The organism is Bartonella sp. CL25QHWL, from assembly GCF_042195335.1.
In the GTDB taxonomy this organism is placed as follows: Bacteria; Pseudomonadota; Alphaproteobacteria; order Rhizobiales; family Rhizobiaceae; genus Bartonella.
The window spans coordinates 39,669-53,005 of the sequence record NZ_JBHIOE010000006.1; the positions used below are offsets into that span (position 1 = coordinate 39,669).

The window sequence follows — 13,337 nt, forward strand, 5'->3', positions numbered from 1 at the left end:
GCCAATTGATTTTCTATGGCTGCATTTGATCTTTGTTATTTTTGCCCTTCCTTCAAGCCGCTAGGGGGATTCCCCTATCAAGCCCTTGAAAAAGCGATTTGGAGTAATTTCATAATGCGAAACCAAAACATAGTGACAAACTTTTCTATTGTTTTCACAAGTATGACGGTTTGCATGGTTGCCCCCTTCAAGCATAGTGGATTTTTTTCTTGCACGATGGAATCTTTCATATATGAGACAACATAATTAATTTATAACAGATAATTCAATGTATTATCTAAAAAATGCAACGAAATAGCTATTAATGTGAACATATGAATTAAAAAAACAAACATCGCGTACAAATAAATTCAAACATAATTGTGCACACGACTTATAACATTTTTTAGATGAACAAATAATAATACACCCCATGTCTTTAAACAAAGAATGAAAATCATAAAATGAGCTCTAAGGATAATAGGAACTCTCCACAAAGAAGAGACAGAGATGAGGACTCCAAAGACTTCATCATCACTATCCTTCACCATTTTGTTAACATATTAATTTTATACAAGAATCTTTCCCTCGGAAGAAATAGCATTTGCAATAGCTTCTTCGCTTGCCTCATCGGGTAATAACATCTCATTATGAGCACATCCCGATGGGATCATAGGAAAACAGTTTTCTAAATGATAAACACGACAATCAAAAAGAACAGGCTTATCACAGTCAATCATCTGCTGAATTTTATCATCAAGTTCATCGGGTTTTGAACAATGAATTCCCACGGCTCCATAAGCTTGTGCCAATTTCACAAAGTCAGGCATAGATTCCGTATAAGAATGAGAAAGACGATTACCATGCAGCAATTGCTGCCACTGGCGAACCATCCCCATATACTGATTATTTAAAATGAAAATTTTTACAGGTGTGTCATGCTGAATAGCTGTTGCAAGCTCTTGAATATTCATCTGAATGGAGGCATCACCAGAAATACACACAACAAGCGCATCAGGATGTGCTATTTGAACACCGATAGCCGCCGGAAGACCATACCCCATCGTTCCAAGACCACCAGAAGTCATCCAATGTTTTGGTTCATCAAAATGATAATACTGTGCTGCCCACATCTGATGCTGTCCGACATCCGTTGTAATATAAGCATTCGCATCTTTGGTAAGAGCATAAAGTCGTTCAAGAGCATATTGCGGCATAATGACATCTTCTTTCTCCGCATATGCCAATGAATTACGAGCTTTCCAACGGTTAATTTGCGTCCACCACGCCTCACGGACTTCACTGTTAAACGCTGGTTGCTGTATTTTTAAGAGTTGCGTCATATCTCCTAAAACACAAGCCACATCACCAATAATTGGAACTTCTGCTTTTACAATTTTATTGATGGAAGAAGGATCGATATCAATATGAATAATACGCGCATGAGGTGCAAATGCATCAAGGCGCCCCGTGATACGATCATCAAATCGTGCTCCAACAGCTAACATGACATCACAATCATGCATGGCCATATTAGCTTCATAGGTTCCATGCATTCCAAGCATTCCAAGCCAATTTTTACCGGAAGCAGGATAAGCACCAAGTCCCATTAATGTTGAAGTAATCGGAAAATCCCCCAATTGAACCAAATTACGTAAAAGCTGTATAGCTTTCATCCCCGATGAAATAACACCACCACCAGAATAAATAATAGGGCGTTTTGCCTCAACTAAAAGAGAAACGGCAGATTCAATAGCCTTAATATTCCCTTTCAACGATGGAAAAGAATGTAAAGACTCCTGAACTTGAGGTGCTCTATAAAGTCCTGAAGCAAATTGAACATCCTTAGGAATATCAATCAAAACCGGCCCAGGACGACCTGATTGAGCAAGAGCAAAAGCTTCATGAATAATAGCCGCAAGATCATTGACATTTTTAACCAGCCAATTACGCTTCGTACAAGGCTTTGTAATTCCAACTGTATCAGCCTCTTGAAAAGCATTTGTTCCAATCACCGTTGTTGACACCTGCCCAGAAAAACAAACAAGAGGTATCGAATCCATAAGAGCATCTTGCAAAGGTGTCACAGCATTCGTTGCCCCTGGACCAGAAGTCACAAGCATAACCCCTACCTTCCCTGTGCTGCGTGCATAGCCTTCAGCCGCATGCCCTGCGGCTTGTTCATGGCGCACCAAAATATGCTGGAGTGTATCTTGGTGATAAAGAACATCAAAAATAGGCAAAACAGCCCCACCAGGATAACCAAAAATATGTTCAACGCCTTGATCTATAAGAGCCTGAACCACTATTTCAGCGCCCGACATTATTTTTCCATCTGCACTCTCTTGCTTTCTTTGATCATTTCTCATTTTTCCCACTCACCTACTTTATAGGACAATAAAAAAGCCCCTAACGGAGCCCATAAAAAAAGCCCCCAAAGGAGCCCATTACACAACACATACTGTATGATTACCCCCCATTATTCCAACGTATAAAATATATAAAAAATTCCTTGTAGACAGATTTCTAATTCCATTGATACCATTCGTCAATAAAAAATTATATTTTCTAAAAAATTTCTTTTTTACGAATTATCTTTTATCTTTCGAAAGTTTCTTTGCAAGGCTCCAGCTCTTTTATCAAAAAGTAAGCATCCATTCTTCATCAAATTGATTACGAAACCATGTCATTTGTCTTTTTGCATATCTCCTCGTTTGTATTTTCACCGCTTCAAGAGCACTCTCAAAGCTTCTATATCCATCCAAATAAGCCATAAACTCAGGTATACCAATAGCCTTCATTGCTGGTAATGAAGGGGAAAGTTTAAGTTTTTTCATAGCCACCACTTCTTCTAAAGCTCCTCTTTCAATCATAGAATCCAAGCGTTTATGAATACGTTCATAAAGCAAAGGACGTGGTGGCATGAGAAGAATTTTTTCGGTCAAATTCGGCGCAATAAGAGGTGTTGTTTTTTGTTTCTGCCACCAACTGAGCGTCTTACCGGTTGCATCATAAACTTCCAAAGCACGGACAATACGCTGTCTATCATGCGAAGAAATTTTTTCAGCAACAACAGCATCAATCTGCAACAACTGGCGATAAAGACTTTCAGGTCCCTCTTTATCAAGCAGCAAACGCCACTTCTGCCGCACAACATCTGGAACATGAGGGACTTCCGAAATCCCCTCTAAAAGAGCACGAAAATAAAGTCCTGTTCCACCAACAAAAATAACTGATCTTAAAGAAAAAGTAGCCAATAGCTCCTCGACATCACACAACCACTGCCCTACTGAATAGTTCACAGTAGGACTCACATGACCATAAAGATAATGGGGAACAATCGCGGTATCAGCCTCCCCCGGCCGTGCCGTTAAAATATTTAAAACATCATAAACCTGCATTGAATCAGTATTAATAATGAGAGCATTCTTTTCTTGAGCCATTTGCAAGGCAAGTTCTGACTTCCCACTTGCCGTTGGCCCTGCTATCAATGTAATTGTTCTTTGTGCCATGAATAGCAATTTCTCCCAATCAATAACTTATTGCAACATACAGACACCCCCAAAGCCACTATCTTCTCTCCATTATCATAGAGTAAATACTTCAAACAAAAATACGAACACAAATTCTCTTCAATACAAAGAAAATCCTATGAAACTTATAAAAAAGAAAAAATAGACTTAAGAACAACACCAAAGGAATTTCCAAGCATTTTTTGCTATCATAATTCAATAACAAACCACAGCTATAATAATTTTGTCCGTTTAGTCCATTAAAAACATACTCTTTGTCATCATTTATGAAAATAATACTGAGCTTAACCTATACAATCAAACAGCTTTATTTTTTCCTATAAAAACAGCATGCTACTCTGATTTATAATAGGAGATTCAGAAATTGTCTTCTTCACGCTCTTTTTTTATAACTATTTTTTCATCCATCACCAAGAAAGGTGTAAATATATATATAACTAATTTAGTCTAATATGATTTTTCTCTGAGAGAGCTTTTTTCAAACTGAAGTGAAAAAACGTTCTCTATAGCACACAAAATACAATCACAAAGTGCTAAAATTCTCACTAGATACAACATTATTTATAATAATAATTGACTTAAATACAAAACATAGATCTCTTATGCACTATTTTAAAGCCTAAGCTGTTGCAAAGTTGTAAATCTAGCAAATCTATGATGGTAGCAACTTGTACTTTTATTTAACGCAAAAATAGAGCTGCCCAATGAATTTTATATTGCACACCCCATGCTCTCTATCGTGAAATGAATTTGAGAAATATTGGACATCACATGCCTAGCTTGCAAAATATCCCATATACTAAGGCTGATAAAAAACAAAAAAAAATTTTAAGGATCAATCCATTAGGAGCGTTACGAACCGTAACTCTCCATCTGGACGCGCTACAATAAATAGAGCATTTTTGCGTCCAGCTTCACGTAATTTATGAATACGTTTTTTAGCCTCATCAATTGTTGTGATAGAACTCTGATTGATATCAACAATCACTTCACCAACGCGAATACGCTTTTTATCCGCTGCACTATTTTGTGCAACAGATGTCACCACTAGTCCTCGAAGTTTATCTGAAATTGAATAACGATGACGCAAATCCTCCGTCAGTTCAGATAACGTCATTCCCATAAATTGCATTGTCACGTTTTTCGACAGATCTTGATTTTTTTTATCATCAACTTCTTCTTCTGTATCTTCATTTGGATCTGTTTCAATCAAACGTCCAAGCTTAACTTTTACTGTTTCTTCTTGCCCATTCCGTAAAACAGTAACATCCACCACCTTTCCTTCTGAACTTTCTGCAACTAAACGCGGCAAATCACGTGCATGCTTAATTTTGGAATTACCAAAAGAAAGAATAACATCTCCAGTTTGTAACTGGCTATTATCTACATTATTTTCTTCCGTCTGTTCTATTTTACCAGCCACCAATGCTCCCACAGCATTGTCCAATTTTAAACTTTTTGCAATATCCTCTGTTACCGGCTGAATACGAATAGCCAACCAACCACGTCTTATTTCTCCAAAATCACGCAATTGATTAATAACAGAAAGAGCCATATCCGATGGAATAGCAAATCCAATACCGATAGATCCTCCCGAAGGTGAAACAATTGCTGTATTAATGCCAATGACTTCACCATTTCTATCAAATAACGGACCACCAGAATTGCCCCGATTAATTGCTGCATCTGTTTGAATAAAATTATCATAGGGACCAGCATTAAGATCACGGTTACGCGCAGAAATAATACCAACCGTCACACTTCCACCAAAACCATAAGGATTACCAATAGCCATAACCCAGTCACCAATACGTGCTTTTTCTGAGTCACCAAAACGCACAGCTTTTAATTTTTTACTTCCTGCATCGACTTGAAGCAACGCCAAATCAGTTTTGCTATCCTTTCCAAGAAGCTTTGCCTTTAGTTTTGTACCATCCGTAAAATTAACTTCAATATCATCAGCATCAACAATAACATGATAATTTGTAACAATAATCCCCTTTTGCGCATCAATCACAAAACCAGACCCTAAAGAACGCACCTTTTGAAATTGACTATCTTTTTGAGCATCTTTGGGTGTAAAAAAATCACTAAAATATTCCTCCAGCAATGAATCTTTTGGGATAACGGGTACCGAGGTATTTTCATCCTGTTCTGTTCCTTCAACAGTCTGTGCCGTGGAAATATTCACAACTGTTTCCAAAAGCTCAGAAGCTAAATCAGGAATAGAAAGCAATGCCTCGCTTGTCTCTGCTCCCCAAGACAAACCTGACCCTGATAGAAACAAAGTCACACAAAAAACAACTCTTGTGATAAAAAACTTTAAAAACGTATTTTTACTCACGACACTTCTATCCATGACATGCCTTTAATCAAAGATGCAAAGAGCCCCACTAAATTTATCTACATAAAACCAGCACGGCTCGATACTCTCTACCACTTTTACCATAAAAGAAAATGGTCACAGATCATTCTTTTCATGCAAAATCTCGTATCTGCAATCCATTATTTTATCTATTCTCTCCCGATTTTGGATCAGTTTTACTAATGCCAGTATTCATTGTCGGTAAGAATGCTTTATTTGCCTGCGGCGGATTACGAAAATAGAAAAAGAAATCCTCATTTGGAGAAATCACCATCGGTGTTTTCTCTAAATTCTTGTATTGTTCCATCGCCAACCAAAAATCGTAAAAAGACGGACTAGCCTCCCTCGCATTCAATAAAAGACGAATACTTTCAGCCTGACCTTCACCACGAGTAATTTCAGCATCACGCTTTGCCGCTGCTACAATTTCTTCATATTCACGATTAGCTTCTGCTACAATACGATCTCGCTCTTGTTGACCACGAGCACGGATATTTTCCGCAGCAGCTTCACGTTCAGCTGCCATTTGCCGATAGACATCTTCTGAAACAGCATCAGTCAAATCGGTTTTACGAATACGCACATCAACAATGGTAATACCCAACGAACCTGCATCTACAGAAAATTGCTTCTGTACTTCAGCCATCATCGCGCCTCGTTCATCCGATAAGGCTGCTTTAAATTCTCGCTTACCATAAACAGCGCGCAAAGCGTCAATAAACCGTGGTGCAAGGTTTTCACGTGCCGCAATTTGTGGACGCCCAGAAGCAATGCGCTGTAAAAACAACTTAGGATCTGTAATACGGTAAATAAAGAACGCATCCACCTCATAATACGCACCACCACGAACCTGTACAGATTGTGTAGGAACATCGTAACGCAATAACCGATTATCAACAATGATCATCTTATCGATAAAGGGCGCCTTGAAATAGATTCCAGGATTAGATTCTACCTGAACAATTTGTCCAAAACGCTTAATTGCTACTTGTTGACGAGGATAGACGATAAATACGGACATCCACAAAATCATCAAAACAAACACTATAGCACTAAAAACAAACAAAAAGCGAGATTGCTGCATAATTAATCTCCTCCAGAAATACGAGAATCTAAGAGTAACGCAGGACGCGCTGATGTTGCCTTTACTTTTTCCGATGACTTGCTACGCAACAATTCGTTCAAAGGTAAATAAGGCACCGCTGGAGAATTTGCCTGATCAAGAACCAGCTTATTTGGTGAAGAAAGAATCCGCCCCATCGTCTCCATATAGAGACGATAGCGAGCAGCTTCTGGTGAAATCGCAGCCTCACGAGCTATCGCCTGAAAACGTTCAGCACGCCCTGTTGCCTCTTCAACCATTTGTGCCTTTTCACCTTTTGCGATTTCCCGTGTGCGTGAAGCTTCACCATTTGCTAAACCAATTTTCGTAAAACGCACACGATTCCCCTCTTCAATCATTCTTCCACGTTCCTGCTCCGCCTGCTGAACAGAATTAAACGCAGCAGCAACCTTTGTCGGAGGAGCAGCTTCACTGATAGACACACGGCTTATTTCAACACCAAGTTGATATTTATCTACAGTCAACTGAATAATCTTTCTGACGTCATTAGCAACTTCTTCTTTCTTGTCACGTAAAACATCATCAACCGGCCGCGAACCAATGACCTCACGCATTGCACTCTCAGCAACTTGGCGGACTGTTCCCTCTTGATCATTCACATTGAATAAAAACTGACTAGGGTATGAAATCCGATAGTAAACGGAAAAATTAACATTAACGATATTCTGATCACTTGAAAGCATTAAGCCATCACTTTGTTGCGCCTGACCAGGCTTCCCACCAATCGCAATTGTTTTTTCCGTTAAAGGTACTTTCATATAGGTCTCAATTGGCCAAAAATGAAAATGCAACCCATCACCAATAATGCCTTCTTTAGGGATGCCAAAGCGCAACTCTACCGCTTGTTCATTTTGCTGAACAATATAAATTGACTGGTATAGCCAAAAAAACACAATAAGCAGAAGGAATAAAACAGAAAAACTGCTTCTCCCGAATTGTTTAAACTGATCCTGCCCTTTGCGCAAAATATCATTAAGATTAGGACCATTTTCGCCACCATTACCGCCACCAGAACCAAAGAGATTCTTAGCTGGTGTTTTTTTGTCACCACTGTTTTTATCGCCACTCCACGGGCCACCACCATTTTGATTTGTCCAGGGCATTATCACCTCTTTAACTGATTACCACTACTCGAACACCAACCATTTGCTTGATCTTATAGGGTGTCTCTTACCTCATTACAATACAACTGATAACCCCTTCCACTTCATATTACAAAAAATTATTTCCGCTCATAAACAACAAAACGTGTCGGATGACTATCTTTATCCCCTTTTGGAATATCTTGTGTTTGCACAATAGTCCACTTTTCTTTATCAAAAACAGGAAAAAAACTATCACCTTCTATAGAAGCTAAAACTTCTGTAAGAAATATTTTATCAGCCATATGCAACCCTTGTTGAAAAATTGCACCACCACCAATAATAAAAATTTCCTCTACATCATTTTGAGAAGCAACGCTTGTTGCAAGAGAACAAGCTTGCGATAAAGAGTGAGCAACAACAGCCCCCTCAGCACAAAAGGTACAATCACGCGTAATGACGATATTTGTACGCCCTGATAAAGGTCTCCCGATAGAATCCCAAGTTTTTCTTCCCATAATAATGGGCTTACGCAACGTCAAAGCTTTAAAGCGTTGCAAATCCGTCGATAAATGCCACGGCATTGCACCTTCACGACCGATAACACCATTTTCTGCAACAGCAGCAATTAAACAAATGGAAATCGTCATATTGCTACCGGCGCTTTAATATGAGGTTGTGCTTCATAATTAAGCAACTCAAAATCCTCAAATTGAAAAGAAAAAAGATCTGTTACCGCTGGATTTATGCGCATACATGGCAAAGCATTTGGTATACGAGACAATTGATATTTTGCCTGTTCAAAATGATTAGAATAAAGATGAGCATCTCCCAGAGTATGAATAAAATCGCCTACTTTAAGACCGCTTACTTGCGCAATCATCATCGTTAGCAATGCGTAGGATGCAATATTGAATGGAATACCTAAGAAAATATCCGCCGAACGCTGATAAAGTTGACAAGATAATTTACCCTCCGCAATGTAAAATTGAAAAAGACAATGACACGGAGGTAACGCCATTTCCTCTATTAATGCAGGATTCCAAGCTGATACAATCAAGCGACGAGAATCTGGCGTTTCCTTAATCATCGTTAAAAGATTGTTAATTTGATCAATATGGCGTCCATCAGGAGCAGGCCAAGAACGCCACTGATAACCATAAACAGGACCAAGATTTCCCTTTTCATCAGCCCATTCGTCCCAAATCGACACACCATGCTCTTTCAACCAAGCGATATTTGTATCGCCTTTAAGAAACCACAAAAGCTCATAAATAATTGAACGTAAGTGTAGCTTCTTTGTTGTCAACAACGGAAATCCTGCTTGTAAATCAAAGCGCATCTGATACCCAAAGATAGATCGCGTGCCAACACCCGTTCGATCTGTCCGATCAATACCCTGATTTAAAACATGAGATAAAAGAGCAAGATATGACTTCATAGGGCTATTATGTCCGATTCTTCTCATTATAGAAAATAAAAACTGTAAAATCCGTACAAACATAATTCAAATCTTTTTCCAAAAACATCTTACACAAGAAATTATCATGATCTGACTAAATTTTTGATGCAAAAGATAAAATACTATAGACAGCTTCTAAGAAAATGACATAAATGAACAAAGATGGATAAACATCAAATAAAGGGATCGACTATGGAAAAACAAGAAGCTTTAAAACCACATGATACAAGAAAACGTATCTGGGCTATCGTGTCCAGTGCATCAGGTAATCTAGTAGAATGGTATGACTTTTATGTTTATTCCTTTACATCCATTTACTTTGCATCACAATTCTTTCCCTCAGATGGCAATGACGTTACGCAACTTTTAAAAGCGGCGGGTGTTTTTGCTATTGGTTTTCTTATGCGCCCAATCGGCGGATGGCTTTTTGGCTTCATTGCCGATCGTTACGGACGCAAACGCTCAATGCTTATCTCTGTTTTTATGATGTGTGGTGGTTCGTTCTTAATTGCCCTACTTCCTACCTATGAAACCATTGGAATGGCAGCAGGAATTCTTTTACTTTTACTCAGAATGCTTCAGGGGCTTTCTGTCGGCGGTGAATATGGTACAACAGCAACTTATATGAGCGAAATCGCCCTCAAAAATCGCCGCGGATTTTTTAGCTCTTTCCAATATACCACACTGATTGGTGGTCAACTTCTAGCCAGTCTCGTTATATTCATTTTAGCGCTTTATCTCACCGAAGATCAGCTAAAAGCGTGGGGCTGGCGTATTCCATTTGCCATTGGTGGATGCGGCGCAATTGTTGCGATTTATCTACGCCGCACACTCCATGAGACAACGACCAAAGAAAGTCGTTCTAGTGCACAAGCTGGTAGTATTAGGGGACTTCTGAGTAACCACCGAAAAGCTTTTTTTCTAGTTATCGGCTTTACCGCTGGAGGATCGCTCACATTTTACACCTATACGACTTACATGCAGAAATATCTGATCACAACCACCGGCTTTGATAAACATACAGCCACAACTATAATGACTGCTGCACTCTTTGTTTTCATGTTACTCCAACCCCTCTTTGGTTCTCTCGCAGATAAAATTGGAACAAGAACTTCTCTCCTTATTTGGAGTGTCTTATCTATTATCTTTACCATTCCTGGACTTAATATGATTGGTAATACTGATAGTACATGGATTGCTTTATCAGTCATTACTGGAATGCTCTGCATTATGAGCTTTTATACATCTATCTCTGGCATTGTAAAATCAGAAATGTTTCCCGCTTCAGTACGAGCAATAGGAGTTGGGCTCTCTTATGCTATTGCCAACGCACTGTTTGGCGGTTCTGCTGAATATGTCGCGCTTGGATTAAAAGATCTTGGATATGAATCTGTCTTCTATTTTTATATAACCGGCATGATGATTATTGCCTTCATCGCAATTCTCTTAATGCCAGATGCTCGCAAAAAAGGGTATTTACAAGGAGACGATATTCATTAACCTTTAATGTTAACAAACAAGGGTTTCAACAAAAAAAGCAAAGCCCAGTATTCTGGGCTTTTTTATATTCTTTCCAATAGAAGTTTAAAGCTCACAGTTTTTTATCCCTTCAAACACTCTAAAGAAGCAATGTTCCCTCCTACACACGCCGCTTATAAAAACAAATGGCTTCATATTATTATGTAATAAATACTTCTTTTGCTGAATTTAATTCACTGAAGATAAAAAACGTTTGATTTATTTTAATATTCCCATTCCCACTCAACGTTGAAGAAAAGTGATTATCTTTCAAGAAATTTTATCAATAATAAAGATTACACTCATGATTTTGTTTAATACGTTCTTAATAGTACCCCCTCATGCAAAACAAATCCTTTCATGAAAAATAGAAAATACCATTATATTATGAATTCGCACACTTTTTTGAGAAACATTTCTCAATGCACCCAACTCCATTTCACAACGGCACCCGTGAATGACATAACGTAAAAGCCCCGTAAAGTATAAACATGGGCATCACTCTCTTTACACTTAATAAAAGTGCAAGCCGCTATCATTATACTATTGAGGAACTCTTAATATTGTACTCCCCCTTAACACTTAAGATCATTCCTAAAAAGTATTTTAACTGATACACCAACCTCGCATGCAATAGTCAATAACATCATTTTACGAAACAACATCAAGCATATAAACTAAAGAGTATCATATCTTCATAAGCACTCTGCATATGCAAATAATTCACAATCAAACAAAAAATAATATTTCCTTAAGGATAGTAAAAAGCGCATGATTTACGCAATATAACAACACCATAAGCCCAAAACAGCACTGATAGCTCTAGAAAAAATCTTTATGTTTCCCTGAAAAATTATCATGGTACAATGGCGTTTTTATAATGCACATCGTAAATAGCTTTAAAAAGAAGAAAAGTTATAAATCTAAAAGGGGAATACTTCATGAATAATCAAACAACTTTAGATCCACATGATACAAGGAAACGTATTTTTGCTATCATGTCCAGCGCATCAGGAAATCTGGTAGAATGGTACGACTTCTATGCTTACTCCTTTGCATCGGTTTATTTTGCCTCACAATTTTTTCCTGAAGATGAAGATATCGTTACACAACTGTTAAAAACAGCAGGAATCTTTTTTATTGGCTTTCTTATGCGTCCAATTGGAGCATGGCTCTTTGGATTCATTGCGGATCGTTATGGACGTAAACGCTCAATGCTTATTTCTGTTTTTATGATGTGTGGTGGCTCTTTTCTCATTGCCATACTTCCCACTTATAAAACCTTGGGAATAGCAGCAGCATTCCTTCTCCTTTTTGTCCGTATGTTTCAAGGACTTTCCGTTGGAGGTGAATATGGTACAGCAGCAACTTATATGAGCGAAGTTGCACCCAAAAATCGTCGCGGGCTCTTTGCTTCTTTTCAATATGCAACAACGATCTCAGGTCAACTTCTCGCAAGTTTTATAATATTTATTTTAGCCCTTTACCTTACTGAAGATCAGTTAAAAGCGTGGGGATGGCGTATTCCTTTTGTGATTGGTGGCTTTGGAGCAATCGTTGCAATTTATCTGCGTAGTTTGCTCCATGAAACAACAACCCACAAAAGCCGCTCTGAAAAACATGCTGGTAGTCTTCGAGAACTTTTTCGCAATCATAAAAAAGCTTTCTTTTTGGTTGTTGGCTTTACAGCTGGTGGATCACTCACATTTTATACATACACTACTTATATGCAAAAATATCTGATCACAACCACCGGCTTTGATAAACAAACCGCAACAACGATAATGACTGCCGCCCTCTTTATTTTTGTGCTACTCCAACCCCTTTTTGGTTCCCTAGCCGATAAAATTGGAGCAAGAGCTTCACTCATTAGTTGGGGGCTATTATCCATTATCTGCACTATCCCTGTACTTAAAATGATCGGTAATGCCCATAATCCATGGACAGCACTCTTAATCATTATTGGAATACTCTGTGTTATGAGTTTTTATACGTCCATCGCTGGTATCATAAAAGCAGAATTGTTCCCTGCTTCAATCCGAGCAATTGGTGTTGGATTTGCTTTTGCCATTGGCAATGCACTCTTTGGCGGTTCTGCCGAATATGTAGCGCTTGGATTAAAAAATATGGGATACGAATCTGCTTTCTTTTTTTACATAGTTGGTATGATGGTCATTGCACTCATCTCTATTCTTCTTATGCCCGATATAGATAAAGGAGGATATCTCGATAAAGACGATAGACTTCATTAAACTTATTTTCTGGATAAAAAAAA

The 13,337-nt window shown here is 38.4% G+C and carries 9 protein-coding genes; 2 read left to right on the forward strand and 7 right to left on the reverse strand.

All coding sequences use genetic code 11. The features are described from left to right. Positions 1–548 precede the first annotated feature (548 nt). The 7 genes from ACFILY_RS04705 to ACFILY_RS04735 all read right to left on the reverse strand — a co-directional run bounded on the left by ACFILY_RS04705 (position 549) and on the right by ACFILY_RS04735 (position 9,523). The gene (locus tag ACFILY_RS04705) at positions 549–2,348 is read right to left on the reverse strand and encodes an acetolactate synthase 3 large subunit (protein WP_375637647.1); all 1,800 of its coding nucleotides are present in this window, start codon (positions 2,346–2,348) and stop codon (positions 549–551) included. 270 nt (positions 2,349–2,618) lie between these two features. Beyond that, positions 2,619–3,491 carry a tRNA (adenosine(37)-N6)-dimethylallyltransferase MiaA gene (miaA, locus tag ACFILY_RS04710; protein ID WP_375637648.1) on the reverse strand — a complete coding sequence of 291 codons (873 nt, stop codon included), beginning with the start codon at positions 3,489–3,491 and terminating at the stop codon, positions 2,619–2,621. An 856-nt stretch (positions 3,492–4,347) separates the two neighbouring features. Then, the gene (locus ACFILY_RS04715) at positions 4,348–5,871 is read right to left on the reverse strand and encodes a Do family serine endopeptidase (protein WP_273790754.1); all 1,524 of its coding nucleotides are present in this window, start codon (positions 5,869–5,871) and stop codon (positions 4,348–4,350) included. A 151-nt stretch (positions 5,872–6,022) separates the two neighbouring features. Next, positions 6,023–6,961, reverse strand: a complete 939-nt coding sequence (gene hflC / locus ACFILY_RS04720; protein WP_375631164.1) for a protease modulator HflC — start codon at positions 6,959–6,961, stop codon at positions 6,023–6,025. 2 nt (positions 6,962–6,963) lie between these two features. Next, entirely contained in the window at positions 6,964–8,103 is a 1,140-nt protein-coding gene (hflK, locus tag ACFILY_RS04725) for an FtsH protease activity modulator HflK (RefSeq protein ID WP_273790756.1), read from the reverse strand. Between the two features lie 119 nt (positions 8,104–8,222). After that, positions 8,223–8,732, reverse strand: a complete 510-nt coding sequence (locus ACFILY_RS04730; RefSeq protein WP_273790757.1) for a dihydrofolate reductase — start codon at positions 8,730–8,732, stop codon at positions 8,223–8,225. Next, a complete protein-coding gene (locus ACFILY_RS04735; RefSeq protein WP_273790824.1) occupies positions 8,729–9,523 on the reverse strand; it encodes a thymidylate synthase in 795 nt (264 codons plus the stop codon). Before ACFILY_RS04735 ends, ACFILY_RS04730 begins: the two co-directional genes overlap by 4 nt. Positions 9,524–9,736: 213 nt before the next feature. Here ACFILY_RS04735 and ACFILY_RS04740 point away from each other — a divergent pair, with 213 nt between their 5' ends. Together ACFILY_RS04740 and ACFILY_RS04745 are read left to right on the forward strand one after the other, a co-directional pair. Continuing rightward, positions 9,737–11,044, forward strand: coding sequence for an MFS family transporter (locus ACFILY_RS04740; protein WP_273790758.1), 1,308 nt, complete (start codon positions 9,737–9,739; stop codon positions 11,042–11,044). Positions 11,045–12,003: 959 nt separating this feature from the next. After that, complete coding sequence (locus tag ACFILY_RS04745; RefSeq protein WP_375637649.1) at positions 12,004–13,314, forward strand: MFS family transporter; 1,311 nt, start codon at positions 12,004–12,006, stop codon at positions 13,312–13,314. The last annotated feature ends 23 nt before the right edge of the window (positions 13,315–13,337 follow it).

What these genes read in the sequence shown, in the direction of transcription:
- ACFILY_RS04705 (WP_375637647.1), bottom strand. Translation starts at nt 2,348, where the DNA reads ATGAGAAATGATCAAAGAAAGCAAGAGAGTGCAGATGGAAAAATAATG.
- miaA (WP_375637648.1), bottom strand. Translation starts at nt 3,491, where the DNA reads ATGGCACAAAGAACAATTACATTGATAGCAGGGCCAACGGCAAGTGGG.
- ACFILY_RS04715 (WP_273790754.1), bottom strand. Translation starts at nt 5,871, where the DNA reads ATGGATAGAAGTGTCGTGAGTAAAAATACGTTTTTAAAGTTTTTTATC.
- hflC (WP_375631164.1), bottom strand. Translation starts at nt 6,961, where the DNA reads ATGCAGCAATCTCGCTTTTTGTTTGTTTTTAGTGCTATAGTGTTTGTT.
- hflK (WP_273790756.1), bottom strand. Translation starts at nt 8,103, where the DNA reads ATGCCCTGGACAAATCAAAATGGTGGTGGCCCGTGGAGTGGCGATAAA.
- ACFILY_RS04730 (WP_273790757.1), bottom strand. Translation starts at nt 8,732, where the DNA reads ATGACGATTTCCATTTGTTTAATTGCTGCTGTTGCAGAAAATGGTGTT.
- ACFILY_RS04735 (WP_273790824.1), bottom strand. Translation starts at nt 9,523, where the DNA reads ATGAAGTCATATCTTGCTCTTTTATCTCATGTTTTAAATCAGGGTATT.
- ACFILY_RS04740 (WP_273790758.1), top strand. Translation starts at nt 9,737, where the DNA reads ATGGAAAAACAAGAAGCTTTAAAACCACATGATACAAGAAAACGTATC.
- ACFILY_RS04745 (WP_375637649.1), top strand. Translation starts at nt 12,004, where the DNA reads ATGAATAATCAAACAACTTTAGATCCACATGATACAAGGAAACGTATT.